Source organism: Arthrobacter sp. 92, from assembly GCF_050260325.1.
Lineage (GTDB): Bacteria > Actinomycetota > Actinomycetes > Actinomycetales > Micrococcaceae > Arthrobacter.
In genome coordinates, this window is record NZ_CP189863.1 from 2,433,747 (window position 1) to 2,448,612 (window position 14,866).

Consider the following 14,866-nt stretch of genomic DNA (forward strand, 5'->3'; position numbering starts at 1 on the left):
CGGTTCGGTTACACCACGGTGGAGTAGGCCACGACGCCGCGCCGCACCAGGATGATCGCTTCCGAGCACAGGCGGGAGAGACGGGGTTCGAGGCCGGGGATCTTTGCCAACTGGTCCAGCAAGTCAATGACCTGCTTGGCCCAACGGACGAAATCTCCTGCCGCCAGGTCCGTTCCGCTGAGGACTTCCTGCAGGTGCCGGCCCTTGGCCCACTTGAAAATCGGCCACACCAGGCCGAGGTCGGGCTCTCCCGTCAAAGGCAGCCGGTTCTGCTCCTCGGTGTCTTCCAGGACGGACCATTCACGGACCACGATGTCCACCGCGGTCTCAAGGGCCACACTTGGCATGCGCGGACGAAGGCCGCGTTCCTCACGTTTCGCCTGGAAGACCAGCACGCTGGCCAGGGCGGCCACCTCGGCGGCGTCAAGGTCGTCGAACGCGCCCTGACGCAGTGCCTGGGAGATCAGCAGGTCCTTTTCCCCATAGATCCGGCGAAGGCGCTGGCCGTCGGAGCTGATGGTAACGGCGCCGTCCGCCGAGGTCTCCAGATATCCATAGCTGGAGAGCACTCCGCAAACACGGTCGAACGTCTTGGCGATGGTGTTGGTGCGGCCTTGGATTTCGCGGGCAAGGGCGTCGGTTTCCCGGCGTAGTTTCAGCCACCGCTCGGACCAGCGGGCGTGGTCCTCCCGTTCGCTGCACCCGTGGCAGGGATGGGACCGCAGCGCCAGCCGAAGGTCCGCGATCCTTTTCTCCTGGTCCGGAAGCGATGCGGCCCTGCCAAAGTCATCGTTGCGGCTCCGTCCCGGAAGGACGGGACGGTTCTCACGGATGGCATTGCGTGCTGAAGCGGCGAGGTCCTTGCGGGACTTGGGGATCTTGGCGTTGAAGGATTTGGGAATCCTGATCCGGGTGACGGGCGAAATTGGTCCTTCAAGGTCCTGGATGCCGATTCGGCGCAGCTGGTTATCCAGTGTCAGCACGGCGGGGCGCGGTTCCTGGGCGCTGTGATCCGAGCCGAGGACAACGGCGAAGCCGGGGGCCCGTCCGGTGGGCACATCCACGACGTCGCCGGGCAGCAGCCTGCTGAGCGAGTCCTCTGTCACCGATTTCCTGGCCCGGGAGCTGCTTCGTGAGGCGGCATTCTCCGCTTCCGAAAGTTCGCGCCGGAGTTTGGCGTACTCCGAGAAATCACCCAGATGGCAGGTCATGGATGCCTTGAAACCGGCCAGGGACTCTTCCCTGCTCCGCACCTGCCTGGCCAGCCCCACCACGGAACGGTCTGCCTGGAACTGCGCAAACGAGGATTCGAGGATTTCCCTGGCCCGTGGGCGGCCAAATTGAGCGAGGAGGTTGATGCTCATGTTGTACGTGGGCCGGAAACTTGAATTCAGCGGGTAGGTGCGCCGGGAGGCCAGGCCGGCCACGGCCGCGGGATCGGTGCCCGGCTGCCACAGCACCACAGCGTGGCCTTCCACATCGATTCCCCGACGGCCCGCGCGCCCGGTTAACTGGGTGTATTCCCCGGCGGTAATGCCCACGTGGGCTTCGCCGTTGAACTTGTCCAGCTTCTCCAACACCACTGAGCGTGCAGGCATGTTGACACCGAGTGCCAGGGTCTCGGTGGCAAAAACGGCCTTGACCAGGCCCTCTACGAAGAGCTTCTCCACCACTTCCTTGAAGGTGGGCAGCATGCCGGCATGGTGTGCGGCCAGTCCACGGAGCAAACCGTCCCGCCAGGTCCAGAATCCCAGCACGTCCAGGTCATCCGACGGGATGTCCTGGGATGCCTCATCGACCATGTGGGCAATAATCCGCTGTTCCTTCTCCGTGGTGAGCCACAGCCCCGCGGAAACGCACTGTGCCACCGCCGCGTCGCAGCCCGCGCGGGAAAAGATGAAGGTAATCGAGGGCAGGAGGTCCTGGCGGTCCAGGCTCGCGATCACCTGGGGCCTGCTGGCCTTGCGCACCGGGCTTTGCTGTGCGCCCCGGTTGTCGCCGCCGCGCTGGTTCTGCTGGCGCCGCTGGCTGCGGCCGCCGTGGCCAAACCGGGCACGCGAATTCATCTGGCTCTCGGTGCGGGCCATGGCAAGCAGGTCAGGGTTGACTTCGAAGCCGCGTCCGCTGGCAGCCGGTGTGGCGGCAGTGGCGGAGGGGTCGGATTCACCCGCCGCCGCGATCTCATCGAACGTGGTTTCGCCGGCAAACAGGTCCACAATTTCCCGGCCCACCATCACGTGCTGCCACAACGGCACCGGACGGTGCTCGGACACGATGACATCTGTATGGCCCCGGACCGTGTCAAGCCAGGCGCCAAACTCCTCAGCATTCGAGACCGTGGCGCTCAACGAGGCGACCTGGACCTCGCTGGGGAGGTGGATGATGACTTCTTCCCACACCGCTCCGCGGAAGCGGTCAGCCAGGTAATGCACCTCATCCATCACCACGAAGCCCAGATCGTCCAACGTGTCCGAATCGGCGTACAGCATGTTTCGCAGCACTTCAGTGGTCATGACCACAACGGGCGCGTCGCCGTTGATGCTGGTGTCACCGGTCAGAAGCCCGACCTGGGAGGCGCCGTACTTTTCGGCGAGTTCTGAATATTTTTGGTTGCTCAGGGCCTTGATGGGCGTTGTGTAGAACGCCTTCAGGCCGCGCTGGAGCGCCAGATAGATGGCAAATTCGCCCACAATCGTTTTCCCCGCGCCGGTGGGGGCTGCCACCAGCACACCGCGGCCGGCCTGGAGCGACAGGCAGGCTTCGCGCTGGAAATCATCCAGCTCGAACTCAAGGGTACGGACAAAGCCGCCGAGATACGTTCTAGCTTCCGCGGCCCGCTCGGCACTGGCGCGGTAGCGTTCAGACGGCGACTGCGGCCCGGATATTGAGGACATGCATCCAGCCTAATGCGCCCAGGGCTAGAGATCCTCCAGCTCGGCGCTGGGAGTGGCTTTGTCGGCGGTTGCTTCGGTTTCCGCGGTGGTCCGGGCCAGCCGTTTGTCGCGCCGGCGGTCGTTGACGATGCAGAGCCCGATGGCTGCGAAGAAGAGCACCAGCAGCGGGCCTGCCAAGAGGAACATGGATAGAGCGTCCGCGCCCGGTGCGGCCACGGCAGCGAGGACAAACACTAGAAAGACTGTGATCCGCCACGCCTTCAGGATGGTGTGCCCGCTGATGAGCCCGGCCATGTTCACTCCGACCAGAACCACCGGCACCAGGAACGCGAGGCCAAGGAAGAGGACCATGCGGGTTACAAAGTCGACATAGTCCCGGGCATCGATCATGTTGGAGAAACCGGAGGGCGTGAACTGCGTCAGGGCGCGCACCACCTGGGGGACCACCATCCAGCCGACCCAGATGCCCGCAAGGAACAGCGGCACCGCGGCCGTCATGTAGCCCAGGGTGTAGCGACGTTCCTTGCGGGTCAGGCCTGGTGTGATGAACGCCCACAGCTGGTAGATCCAGACCGGGCTGGAGATCACGGCGCCGATCAGGAGCGAAAGCTGAAGCTTGAAGTCGAAAGGCGACGCGATGCTGGAAAAGTTGACCGACGATGTTCCGCCGGTCTGCTGGGAGATGTGGTCCACGGGTTCCCGCAACGCCGTCAACACCGGGTCGTAAAGAATCCAGCCGCCGACAGCGCCTATCACCAAGCCAATGGCGGACTTGATGAGCCGGTTCCTCAGCTCCTTCAGATGATCCAACAGGGCCATCCGACCCTCAGGGTTGGATTTGCGGCCCCTCTTCTCTACCACCGTGAATTAGGCGCGGTTCGACGGTGGAACGTCGCGGCCGTCTGTGGGCTCGCCGTTGTGCGTCCGGGCCTGCGGGTGGTTGACGATCTTGCCCTCAACCGGATCCGTGGTGTCCTGCGCCTCGGGCTTGCCGTCGTTCTTCATTTCCTTGACCTCGGACTTGATGATCCGCATGGACTGACCGAGGGCACGCGCCATGGCAGGAAGCTTGGGGGCAGCAAAAAGCAACAGAGCCACGATGATAATAATGACGATGGGCCACGGGCCATCAAAGAGTCGTCCCACTGGAAGTCCTTTCCTTGAAATACATCCTACGTCTAACCTAAATCGATGTCGCGCAGCGCCTGGGGCTGGCCCCGGACGGCTTTGCGCTGAACGCGTCGTTGACGGCGCTCTTCCCGGCGGGAGGACTTGGACGTGAGGTAATCATGTCTCATCTGGGCAGGAGAGGCAAAAACGGCTGAACCCGGAACCGGGTGGTTCGTTTCAGGTCCGGCGGCCGTCCCGGGGCCCGGGGTGGCCAACGCAGTGGATTCCCAAGGATGCGCTGCGGGCGCAAAACGCTCCGCGGCGGCGCCCAGATCCTTAGTGACTGCCATGAACTGCCGGAACAGCCGGATACCCAGCAGAACATAGAACAGCAGGGCGAGGGCAACGAGCGCTATCCAAATGAGGATCCATGACCACCAAGGCATGCTGAGTAGTCTAGCCGCCGTAGTGGGCCAGTGCCCGCCGGATCCACTCCCGTGCAGCCGTGGCAACGGCCGCCGGTGCGAGAATGCGGACCTCCCCGCCGTGTTGCGTCACCAACGTGGGAAGCCACGCGGTGCTGCCAACCCTGATTTCAGCGAGCAGTCCCCCGCCGGGCAGCGGCGCGGTGCGCTCGGCGTAATAGTCCTCGGCGAGGCCGGTGCCCTGAGGGGCCAGCTCCACCGTGACCAGGGTATCGTCGTCGTTCGGAGTGAAAAGCTTGGCCGGGAAGCCGTCGGCGGGCTTCGCCGCCTCCGTGGCCCTGAGCCCGTTTGGCTGAAGCCGCTCGATGCGGTCGAGCCTGAAGTTCCTCAGCGCCCGGGCGTTGTGGCAATACGCCTCGAAATACCAGGTGTTGTCCAGCGAGTAGAGCCTCAGGGGTTCCACGTCCCGCTCGGAGACGGAATCACGCTGCGGCGAAAAGTAGTTCAGCCGCAGCTGCATCCCATCCCGGATGGCATTGCGGATGGTTTCCAGGTAGCCCGAATTGGCCGGGCTGACCTCAGGCCCCGCCACGGATGCGGCCCTGAGACCCTCCTCCCCCGCTGCCGCCATCAGCTTTACCGTCACGGACTCCAGCGCACTGCCTTCTGCGAGCTCCGGCAGTCCGTTGAGGGTCTCCAGACCCGTGAGAAGGGCGCAGGCTTCATCCACCGTAAAACGCACCGGCCGGTTCAGGTCGAGGTCCTGGGTGATATATACGTGGTCGTCCTCCCATTGGATGTCCAGGAGGTCGTCAGGGTATCCCTCCGGGAGGCCTGAACAGATTAAAATGCGCAGGTCGTCCTCGAGCTCCTTCCGGGTGACGCCAAATCTGGCGGCAACATCGCTGATGTGCAGGCCCTGGTTGTGGACCAGGAACGGGACCAGCTGGAGCATCCGCTGCAGCTGATCCTCCGAGGTCCGTTTCCGGGTCCGTTTGACGGCAGCAGCCGCCGGGAACTCAATGACGGGCGCCGGGAACGCCGAAAACTCCGCAGCGGCCACGAGCCGTCGGCGGACGGCGGATGCCACCTCGGCCGGAGACACGGCCACCACATTTGGCCCGTACGAGGCTAGTTCCTCACCCAGCACCTCGGCGTCCCGGAAAGGAACAGCCAGACGCTCCCAGCCGTCGTCGGGCTCTCCGGAGACCGGGGCCGGCTCCCCTCCCGTGGTGCCGGCGCCTTCCGTTTCCTGCACGGCGGACGCGCGCTTGCGCAGGCCCAGGAGCTTGCCCGCCGGGACGTCCACGACGGCGGTCCTGATTGGCAGCTCCGGGAGGCCGGCCAGTTCGGTGCGGACGTTGAATGCGGTCGGAGGGGTGTAGGTCTCCTTGTCCAGGATGGTCACTGCGGACGTGAAGCGGGAGAGCCGGAAGAAGCGCTGGGCGTTCCGTCCGCGGTCCAGGCCCACCAGGTACCACTGCCCGAAGCGGCTGCCCAGGCCCCACGGTTCCACGACCCGTACTTCTTCCCGCCCCGTGCTGCTTGCGAGGTACTGAAAGCTCACCGCGTGCTGCGAGTGCATTGCCGAGATCAGGTCCTCGAACGCCTGGCCGGCGGGTTTGATGCGGGGCTGCACGCCCAGGGGCAGCTCCGCCTCCGCCATTCCGCCGGAAGCCTGCAGCTTGCGCATGGCGTTCTGCGCGGCGGAACCGAGGGCTGCCTGTTCCCACAGCTGCGCCGCCAGAATCAGTACGGTGCACTCGGCCGGCGTCAGGGTGACATCCGGAAGCCGGTTGGATTCCTTGCCGATCCGGTAACGCGTGGTCGCGGGATCGTCCGAGCTCCAGCCGTTGTCCGTGACGGTCTCAACTTCAAAGCCGAAGTGCCGGAGATCGCTCTTGTCGCGTTCGAACATGCGGCCGAAAGCCGCCTCGCTGCTCGAAGAATCGTGATAGATCTTTTCGCGCAGTTCGCCGCGGCGAAGCCCGTAACGGGTGTTGAGGAGGGCGATCAGCAGGTTCAGGAGACGCTCTGTACGTGAGGAGGACACCTTGGCTACGTTACTAAAGACGTCGCGTGCAGACGCCGGAAGCGCGGCACCAACCGGAAATGTGCTTCCGATTGTTACCGCGCTTCCTGGTTGCTGCGGCACAAGTGTGCGGTCCGCACCACCGTGTGGTCCGCCGAACGCTTGTCCGACGCCGTGAAGGTGGCCGCTGTTAGCGGACGCCCACCAGGTCCACAACGAAGATCAGGGCCTCGTTGGGGGCAATGGCTCCGCCGGCTCCGCGGGAGCCGTAGGCGAGCTCAGAGGGAATCTCCAGACGGCGGCGGCCGCCCACCTTCATGCCCAGGAGGCCCTGGTCCCAGCCCTGGATGACCTGGCCGACGCCGACGCGGAAGTCCAGCGGCGCTCCGCGGCCCCAGGAGGCGTCGAATTCCTCGCCCGTGGACCAGGCGACGCCCACGTAGTGGGTGGAGACGGTGTCGCCGGCTTTGGCTTCGGCGCCGTCGCCCTCGATGAGGTCTGTGATGACGAGCTCGGTGGGAACCTCCCCCTCGGGGAAGTCAATTTCCGGCTTCTGGCGGTCGAAATCGCGCTGACCAAATGACATGGTTACTCCTCTTGTGTGAGTTGGATGGCTCGTTGGACGTTTGGGGATTACTTGACGCCGAGGATGTCGACGACGAACACGAGGTCGCCCTTGGCATCCCCCTGTCCCGCATCGCCGTAGGCAAGATCCTTGGGGATCACCAGGAGCACGCGTGAACCGACGGTCTTGCCCGTCAGGCCTTGTGTCCAGCCCTTGATGACGTTGCCCAGGGGGAAGGTTGCCTTCTCGCCGCGGTCAAAGCTGGAATCGAACTTCTTGCCCCCGACGAGGGTCACGCCAACGTAGTTGACGGTCAGGGTGTCCGTGGCCTTGACTTCAGGTCCCTTGCCCTTGATCAGGTCCTGGGACACGAGGGCGGTGGGAGCCTTGACGCCGTCAACCGAAATTTCCGGGATGCCCTTGTCGTTGTCCTTGACGGTGGGCAGGCCTGCAGGCGGGGTGACAGCATCGCCTTCGGGCTTGTCGAGGACCTTCGGCGCGTCTTTGGCGGAGATCACCTTGACCACCAGCAACTGGGTGGGACCGGCAGCCGCCCCTTCCTGGGCGGCCTGGCCGGGCACCGCGAGAGCCAGCTGCGAACCCACCTTGGCGCCCACAAAGGCGTTGTAGATGACAGCGTTGCCGGTCTTGAGGGCGTCGTTCAATTCCAGCGGCTCCGGATCCTTGGCGAAGGTGTCCTCCAACGTGGAGCCGTCCTTGCCGCTGAGGGCCAGGATGGAGATGTCCGCAACCTGGTTGGCCTTCACGCGGTCCCCGGTTCCTTCGGTGATCACTTTGACCGTGGGTTCCTTGACATCGAGGGGCTTGGTGAATTCCACTCCCGGCGCCTTCTTGTCTCCATTGTCCGTCAGTTTCAAAGAGTCCAGCTTGGCTGTCTCTCCAGCGGACTGGCTGGTGGGCTCCGGAGCAGCTGCAGGCGATCCGCCGCAGGCGGTCAGCATCAGCAGTCCGGGAATGAGAATTGCTAGTAGTCGGCGCACGTAAGAACTTTCGTCGGGGCAAGATGGATGCGTTGCCGTCAATGAAACGGCCGGCAACGCAGGCGGTGGCCAAATAAATGACCCCATCCAGCCTAACGTGGAAAGCTGGGTATCAGCTCATAGAGTCGAGCAAAGCATCAACGCGCTCGTCCACGCTCCGGAACGGATCCTTGCAGAGGATGGTCTGGTGGGCCCGGTCGTTCAGCTTCAAATGCACCCAATCCACCGTATAGTCGCGGCCCAGCTCCTGCGCCCTGCGCACGAAGTCCCCGCGCAGCTTGGCCCGGGTGGTCTGCGGTGGGGCATCGACGGCATCCTTGACCGCCGTCTCGTCCACCACCCGGCGGACTGCCCCCCGTGACTGCAGCACGTAGTAAAGGCCCCTCGTCCGGGAGATGTCGTGATACGTCAGGTCGAGTTGGGCAATCCTCGGCGAGTCCAGGCCCAGCCCGTGCCGGGCACGGTAGCTGTCCATCAGCTTCTTCTTGATGGCCCAGTCGATTTCGGTGTCAATGCTGCGCGTATCGCCGCTTTCGATCGCCCGGAGCGTCCGCTCCCACAGATCAAGGATGAGCGGAACATGCGGGTTGTGTGCTCCGTGCTGTGCCACGAAGGCCGTGACCTTGTTGAGGTACTCCTGCTGGATTTCCAAGGCCGTGAGCTGACGTCCATTGGCGAGCCGGATCAGGGCCCTGCCGCTGAGGTCGTGCGAGATCTCGCGGATACTCCGGATGGGGTTCTCCATGCGCATGTCCCGCATGATGACGCCGGCCTCGATCATGCGCAGGATCAGGTCCACGGTGCCCACCTTCATGAGCAATGTGGTCTCGGACATGTTGGAGTCGCCCACGATCACATGCAGACGGCGGTAGAACTCCGCGTCCGCATGTGGCTCGTCGCGCGTGTTGATGATGGGGCGGGACCTGGTGGTTGCCGAAGAGACGCCCTCCCAGATGTGGTCGGCGCGTTGGGAGAAGGCAAAGGTGGCCCCGTGCGGTGTCTTGAGGATCTTGCCGGCCCCGGCGATCAGTTGCCGCGTCACCAGGAAAGGAATGAGGATTTCGGCCAGCCGTGAAAACTCCCCGCGGCGCGGGATCAGGTAGTTCTCGTGACTGCCGTAGGAATTGCCTGCCGAGTCCGTGTTGTTTTTGAAAAGGTAGACCGTGCCGTTGAAACCCTCGGCCGCGAGGCGCTCCTGGGCCTCATCGACCAGGTCGTCCAGTATCAGCTCCCCGGCCCGGTCATGCGCGATCAGCTGCGCGAGATCGTCACACTCGGCGGTGGCGTATTCGGGGTGCGAGCCCACGTCGAGATAGAGACGCGAACCGTTGGTCAGGAAGACATTGGAGGACCTTCCCCAGCTGACCACTTTCCGGAAAAGATAGCGTGCCACCTCTTCGGGCGCCAACGGGCGCGAGTCCGGGCTCGAATAGGAAATGCCGAATTCGGTTTCGATACCAAAGATGCGCTTATCCATGTCAGTTCTCCTCCGCCAGCAGGGCTTCTACCTCGGCATCGCCGAGACGTCGGAACGCCCGCCGTGATCCGCGGGTGGTCTCGGAATCGCGGTCCAGGAGCGCGACTTCCACCGCCGACGCCGGCAGCACCGTGGTTTCCTTATCCGTGACCAGCCCCTTCAGGGCGAGCCTGATGGCGCCGGCAAAATTCAGCTCCCGCTGCCACCCGGCTTGGACGGTTTCCGACACCCTGTCGGCCTGGCCGCCCATCACGATGAAACCGTGCTCGTCCGCGATGGATCCGTCGAACGTCAGCCGGTACAGGTGGTCGTCATCCTGGCTGCCTCCCACTTCGGCCACAGCCAGTTCCACTTCGAACGGCTTCTGTTCGGCCGTGAAGACCGCGCCGAGGCTTTGGGCGTAGACGCTTGCCAGCCCCCGGGCAGTGACGTCGTCCCGGTCGTAGGAGTATCCACGCACGTCCGCGTAGCGGACGCCGGCCTGCCGGAGACTCTCAAACTCGTTGTATTTTCCCACCGCTGCGAACGCGATCTTGTCGTAGATCTCTCCGATCTTGTGCAGCGTCGGCGAGGGGTTCTCTGCCACGAGGGCTATCCCGTCCTCGCAGCTGATGACCACCACGGAACGTCCGCGGGCGATGCCTTTCCGTGCGAAATCCGCACGGTCCTTCATTAGCTGTTCTGGGGAAACGTAAAACTGCTGGGTCATCCTAAGCCTCCCGTCGTGCAGCGGTCCGGGCCTCAATGACCGTGCCGGCCGCGGCTGCGAGATCGCCCTCCGGGATCCGCCTGGCGCCCGCGCGGTCCACGGTGTAAATCACTGGCCAAAGTTGGCGCACGGGGTCAGGACCCCCGGTCGCCGAGTCGTCGTCAGCGGCGTCGTAGAGCGACTCGACTGCCACCGCAATGGCCTCTTCTTCTGACATCCGGGGGCTCCAGAGCTTCTTGAGGGCGCCGCGGGCGAACATGGCCCCGGATCCCACGGCGTGGTGCTCGAGCTCCTCGTAGCGCCCGCCCGTGACGTCGAAAGAGAACAGCCGACCCGTCCCGGCCGGGACGTCGAACCCCGCAAACAGCGGGACGACGGCCAGCCCCTGCAACGCCATGGGAAGGTTCCCGCGGATCATCGCGCCGAGCCTGTTGGCCTTGCCGTCCAGGCTCAGCGGTGTTCCTTCGATTTTCTCGTAGTGTTCCAGCTCGACCTGAAAAAGCCGGGTGAGGTCAATGGCGATCCCGGCGGTCCCCGCGATGCCGAGCACCGAGAACCGGTCTGCGGGAAAGACCTTCTCGATGTGCCTGCTGGCAATGATGTTCCCCATGGTGGCGCGGCGGTCTCCGGCCATCAGCACTCCGCCGCTGTATGTCATCGCCACGATAGTGGTGGCGTGCGGTGCCAGCAGCGGCTGACCACCCGGCACGTTGAGGGATGAAGGCAGAGGCTGGCTGTAGGGAAGGAGCTCGGGCCGGTCGCGTTGCAGGTGTTCAGTGAATGATGACGTCGCGTTGGCAGCTACCCTGTTGGCTGTAGTCTCCTGCACTGATGCACTCCTTCAACGTGGTGGTCAACGTCTGTTCTCCGTCCGGTCTGCCTGTCCCCAGCGTCGCGCGAACGGCGGCGTTGGCTTACTGTCCGCCTTTTTGAACGAACGCGCGGACGAATTCCTCGGCGTTGGATTCCAGGACACCGTCGATCTCGTCGAGCAGATCGTCAACACCCTGGGTGGCTGCCGATGCCTGCGCGTCAGCGGGAGCCGGCGGGGCGGCGGGGACCTCGTCTTCGATCTCGGTTTCCCGTGACTGCGGCTGCTGTTGCTCCTGGCCTGCCATTTCCATCTCCTTCTATCCGTCCCCGGTAAGGGACATCCTGTATGCCCATATTGCCACGATGGGAGCGGTGTTGGGGTGGTTTATGCCGGTGGCGGGCCGGGAGTTTGTCCCAGTAGTTCGGCGAGGAAGGATCCGGCGTCCTTATGCCGGGCGAAGAGGCCGCCGGTGAGCGCCTCAGTCCCACGCAACGGCTCGCGGGTGGGCACTCTTTGCAGCCTTCCGCGTCCCGGGAGATCAAAAATCACGGAGTCCCAACTCGCCCCCACCACGTCCTTGCCGAAGTTGCTCACGCATCGGCCACGGAAGTAGGCGCGGGTGTCCGGCGGCGGTTCGGTCACCGCCCGGTTGATGTCGTCGTCGTGCACGATCCTTTTCATCCGGTTCCTGGCTAGCAATCGGTGGTACAGGCCTTTCTCGGGCCGGATATCGGCCCATTGAAGGTCGATAAGGCCCAGCCGGGCGTTGCCCCAGTCCAGCCCGTCCCGTTCGCGGTAGCCCTCGAGGAGGGAGAGCTTTGCCAGCCATTCAACGGACGACGCCGCCGCGTCACGATCGCTGTCGAGTTCCGTCAAAGTAGAGGCCCAGCGTTCCAGCAGGGCGTGGGTGTGACCGTCCCCGTCCACGGCATCCCCGACGCCGGTGTCCTGGGCGAGTTTGGCGGCGGCCTCGTGGTAGATCCATTGGAGGTCCAGGGCGGTGACTCTCCGTCCGTCCATGAGCCTGAGGGTGGCCGTCAGCGAAGTGTCGTGGCTGACAGTCTGCAGGGCGGCGACCGGTTCATGGACCTCCACCCGTGGGGCCAGGCCTGCCTCGATCAGGCTCAGGACCATTGCGGTGGTTCCGAACTTGAGGTAGTTCGCCGTTTGGCTCAGGTTGGCGTCCCCGATGATCACGTGCAGCCGGCGGTACTTGTCCGCCGTGGCGTGCGGCTCGTCGCGGGTGTTGATGATGGGCCTGCGGATAGTGGTCTCCAGTCCCACCTCCGCTTCAAAAAAATCAGCACGCTGGCTGATCTGGAAGCCAGGCCGTGAGCTGTCCTGCCCCAATCCCACCCGGCCGGCTCCGCACATGATCTGGCGGCTGATGAAAAACGGGGTCAGGCCCCGCACAATGTCCCCGAATGGCACCACCCTGGGCATCAGATAGTTCTCATGGGAGCCGTATGACACGGATTTGTTGTCTGTGTTGTTCTTGTAAAGGTTCACCGGCGGCAGCTGCGGGTCGGCGGCCAGCCGGCGGACCGCGGCAAGCGCCACGAGATCGCCGGCCGCGTCCCACGCGACCGCATCGCGCGGGTTGGTGACTTCCGGACTCGAGTACTCAGGATGTGCGTGGTCCACGTAGAGGCGCGCCCCGTTGCCTAGCACCATGTTCATCAGCAGGGTGCCGGTTTCGTCCTCGCCATCCTGTTCCAGCTCTTCCCGCCCGTAGGCCAGGGCCACCGCTTCGGCGTCCAGCACCGGCGGCTGGTCGGTCAGCTGGCTGGGGTCGGCCACACTGCGGTCCACGGTCCACCCGCGGGCGTCGTGGAGAGGTTCCTCATCTGTGTAGTCCCAGCGGGTTTCGGCTCCCCCGGCGGCTCGCTGGCGGGTCACCTGCGCGTACGCCTGGATCACCCGGGCGGACATCATGGTGGCGTTGGCTCCGGGCGCGGACGGCGCATGGATGCCGTATTCCGTTTCCGAACCCATCACCCGCATGGCGCCGCCTGCCGGTAACGGACCGCCTGGGACCATGTCGCGTCTGGGCATCAGAGGTACTGGCCCGTGTTGGGCATGGTCTCGATGGATTTGCCGGGCTCCTGCCCCGCCTTGCCCTGAACAATCGTGCGGATGTAGGTGATGCGTTCACCCTTCTTGCCCGAGATCCGGGCCCAGTCATCCGGGTTCGTGGTGTTGGGCATGTCCTCGTGTTCGCGGAACTCGTCGACGACGGCGCGCAGCAGGTGGTCTATGCGCAAACCCTTTTGATTGGAGGTCAGGAGGTCCTTGATGGCATATTTCTTGGCCCGGTCAACCACGTTCTGCACCACCGCGCCTGAGTTGAAGTCCTTGAAGTACAGCATTTCCGTGTCACCGTTTGCATAGGTCACCTCGAGGTACTCATTGGATTTCTCTGTCGAATACATCGCCTCGACCGTGCGCTGGATCATGGCGTCGACGGTCGCCTGGACGTCGCCGTTGTGCTCCGCGAGATCGGACTCGTGGAAGGGAAGGTCGGTGGTGATGTATTTGTAGAAGATGTCCGCCGCGGCCTCGGCGTCCGGCCGCTGGATCTTGACCTTAACGTCAAGCCGGCCAGGACGCAGGATGGCGGGGTCGATCATGTCCTCGCGGTTGGACGCACCAATGACGATCACATTGTCGAGCCGCTCCACGCCGTCGATCTCACTCAGCAGCTGGGGCACGATGGTTGTTTCGACATCGGAGGAGATCCCGGTTCCACGGGTGCGGAACAGGGAGTCCATCTCGTCGAAGAACACCACCACGGGACTGCCGTCGGAGGCCTTCTCGCGCGCACGGGCGAAGATCAGCCGGATGTGGCGTTCCGTCTCGCCCACGTACTTGTCGAGCAGCTCCGGGCCCTTGATGTTCAGGAAGTAGCTTTTCAGGTCCACGTTTCCGGAGCGTTCGGCAGCCCGGGCGGCAAGGGAATTGGCCACGGCCTTGGCGATGAGGGTCTTTCCGCAGCCAGGAGGGCCGTAGAGGAGGATGCCCTTCGGCGCCTTCAGGCCGTGTTCGCGATACAGGTCGGGGTGCAGGAACGGCAGCTCCACGGCATCGCGGATCTGTTCGATCTGGGGCCCGAGCCCGCCAATGTCGTGGTAGGTGATGTCCGGGACTTCCTCCAGGACAAGGTTCTCCACTTCGGAGCGGGGCACCTTCTCCAGAGCGTAGCCGGTCCGCGAATCCACGGAGAGGGCGTCCCCCACCCGCAACTTCTCCGCGAGAAGGGCGCCGGCGAGCCGGACGACACGTTCCTCGTCCGCGCGGCCCACCACGAGGGCCCGGTCCGGGCCCAGCAGCTCCTTAAGGGTCACCAGGTCCCCCGCGCGCTCGTACCCCAGGCCCGCGACGACGAGCAGGGCCTCGTTCAGCAGGACCTCCTGTCCTGGCGCCAGCTGGTTCATGTTCACCAGCGGGCTGATCCCCACACGCATCTTGCGGCCCGCGCTAAAGATATCGACGGATTCCTCCGTGGCGGCCATGCCGCTGTTGCCCGCAGAGGGTTGCCGCTTGGGGTTCAGCTGCAGAATCGTGCCAAAGCTGTAGGGTGGCTGGCCTTCCTGGTCCAAGGCGTTCTTCAGGCGCAGGATCTCCGCCTTGGCGGTTTCCAGCATGCCCACCAGCCGTGAATTGTTCTGCGTCGCGGCAGCCAACTGGCGGTCTATGTGCCGTAGCTTATCCCTGAGGACATTCACTTGCCGGTCGGCAACCGAGAGGTCGTTGCTCCCGTAGCGGACGTTCTCGGATTCCGCTGAGCCAACAGCTTCTTCGGGTGTCCGTTCCGAGTCATTGTTCGGAGTGTCCATCAT

Annotated in this window: 13 protein-coding genes; all 13 read right to left on the minus strand. The window is 64.2% G+C overall.

The genetic code is table 11. The features are described 5' to 3' along the window. Window positions 1–8: 8 nt before the first annotated feature. The 13 genes from ACP4XC_RS11210 to arc all read right to left on the minus strand — a co-directional run bounded on the left by ACP4XC_RS11210 (window position 9) and on the right by arc (window position 14,863). Window positions 9–2,894 carry a DEAD/DEAH box helicase gene (locus tag ACP4XC_RS11210; protein WP_427169554.1) on the minus strand — a complete coding sequence of 962 codons (2,886 nt, stop codon included), beginning with the start codon at window positions 2,892–2,894 and terminating at the stop codon, window positions 9–11. A 24-nt stretch (window positions 2,895–2,918) separates the two neighbouring features. Continuing rightward, window positions 2,919–3,713 carry a twin-arginine translocase subunit TatC gene (gene tatC / locus ACP4XC_RS11215; protein WP_427169556.1) on the minus strand — a complete coding sequence of 265 codons (795 nt, stop codon included), beginning with the start codon at window positions 3,711–3,713 and terminating at the stop codon, window positions 2,919–2,921. A gap of 48 nt (window positions 3,714–3,761) precedes the next feature. Further along, window positions 3,762–4,040: a Sec-independent protein translocase subunit TatA gene (tatA, locus tag ACP4XC_RS11220; protein WP_427169558.1), complete on the minus strand. Its 279-nt coding sequence runs from the start codon at window positions 4,038–4,040 to the stop codon at window positions 3,762–3,764. A 32-nt stretch (window positions 4,041–4,072) separates the two neighbouring features. Then, a complete protein-coding gene (locus ACP4XC_RS11225; RefSeq protein WP_427169560.1) occupies window positions 4,073–4,450 on the minus strand; it encodes a hypothetical protein in 378 nt (125 codons plus the stop codon). A 10-nt stretch (window positions 4,451–4,460) separates the two neighbouring features. Beyond that, the gene (locus ACP4XC_RS11230) at window positions 4,461–6,482 is read right to left on the minus strand and encodes a helix-turn-helix transcriptional regulator (RefSeq protein ID WP_427169562.1); all 2,022 of its coding nucleotides are present in this window, start codon (window positions 6,480–6,482) and stop codon (window positions 4,461–4,463) included. 169 nt (window positions 6,483–6,651) lie between these two features. Beyond that, window positions 6,652–7,047, minus strand: a complete 396-nt coding sequence (locus tag ACP4XC_RS11235; RefSeq protein WP_427169564.1) for an FKBP-type peptidyl-prolyl cis-trans isomerase — start codon at window positions 7,045–7,047, stop codon at window positions 6,652–6,654. 47 nt (window positions 7,048–7,094) lie between these two features. Beyond that, on the minus strand, window positions 7,095–8,027 hold the full coding sequence (locus ACP4XC_RS11240) for an FKBP-type peptidyl-prolyl cis-trans isomerase (protein WP_427169566.1): 933 nt from the start codon (window positions 8,025–8,027) through the stop codon (window positions 7,095–7,097). 112 nt (window positions 8,028–8,139) lie between these two features. Continuing rightward, window positions 8,140–9,504, minus strand: coding sequence for a Pup--protein ligase (gene pafA / locus ACP4XC_RS11245; RefSeq protein ID WP_427169568.1), 1,365 nt, complete (start codon window positions 9,502–9,504; stop codon window positions 8,140–8,142). Window position 9,505: 1 nt separating this feature from the next. Beyond that, entirely contained in the window at window positions 9,506–10,213 is a 708-nt protein-coding gene (gene prcA / locus ACP4XC_RS11250) for a proteasome subunit alpha (protein WP_427169570.1), read from the minus strand. 1 nt (window position 10,214) lies between these two features. Further along, on the minus strand, window positions 10,215–11,042 hold the full coding sequence (gene prcB / locus ACP4XC_RS11255) for a proteasome subunit beta (RefSeq protein ID WP_427169573.1): 828 nt from the start codon (window positions 11,040–11,042) through the stop codon (window positions 10,215–10,217). Window positions 11,043–11,127: 85 nt separating this feature from the next. Then, window positions 11,128–11,331, minus strand: a complete 204-nt coding sequence (locus ACP4XC_RS11260) for a ubiquitin-like protein Pup (RefSeq protein WP_427169575.1) — start codon at window positions 11,329–11,331, stop codon at window positions 11,128–11,130. Window positions 11,332–11,411: 80 nt separating this feature from the next. Then, window positions 11,412–13,082 carry a depupylase/deamidase Dop gene (dop, locus tag ACP4XC_RS11265; RefSeq protein WP_427169577.1) on the minus strand — a complete coding sequence of 557 codons (1,671 nt, stop codon included), beginning with the start codon at window positions 13,080–13,082 and terminating at the stop codon, window positions 11,412–11,414. After that, window positions 13,082–14,863 carry a proteasome ATPase gene (gene arc, locus ACP4XC_RS11270; RefSeq protein WP_427175089.1) on the minus strand — a complete coding sequence of 594 codons (1,782 nt, stop codon included), beginning with the start codon at window positions 14,861–14,863 and terminating at the stop codon, window positions 13,082–13,084. The genes dop and arc overlap by 1 nt, the downstream gene beginning before the upstream one ends. Window positions 14,864–14,866 lie beyond the last annotated feature (3 nt).

Coding starts and splice junctions, on each gene's coding strand:
- ACP4XC_RS11210 (WP_427169554.1), bottom strand. CDS start 2,894: ATGTCCTCAATATCCGGGCCGCAGTCGCCGTCTGAACGCTACCGCGCC.
- tatC (WP_427169556.1), bottom strand. CDS start 3,713: ATGGCCCTGTTGGATCATCTGAAGGAGCTGAGGAACCGGCTCATCAAG.
- ACP4XC_RS11225 (WP_427169560.1), bottom strand. CDS start 4,450: ATGCCTTGGTGGTCATGGATCCTCATTTGGATAGCGCTCGTTGCCCTC.
- ACP4XC_RS11235 (WP_427169564.1), bottom strand. CDS start 7,047: ATGTCATTTGGTCAGCGCGATTTCGACCGCCAGAAGCCGGAAATTGAC.
- pafA (WP_427169568.1), bottom strand. CDS start 9,504: ATGGATAAGCGCATCTTTGGTATCGAAACCGAATTCGGCATTTCCTAT.
- prcA (WP_427169570.1), bottom strand. CDS start 10,213: ATGACCCAGCAGTTTTACGTTTCCCCAGAACAGCTAATGAAGGACCGT.
- ACP4XC_RS11260 (WP_427169575.1), bottom strand. CDS start 11,331: ATGGCAGGCCAGGAGCAACAGCAGCCGCAGTCACGGGAAACCGAGATC.
- dop (WP_427169577.1), bottom strand. CDS start 13,082: ATGCCCAGACGCGACATGGTCCCAGGCGGTCCGTTACCGGCAGGCGGC.
- arc (WP_427175089.1), bottom strand. CDS start 14,863: ATGGACACTCCGAACAATGACTCGGAACGGACACCCGAAGAAGCTGTT.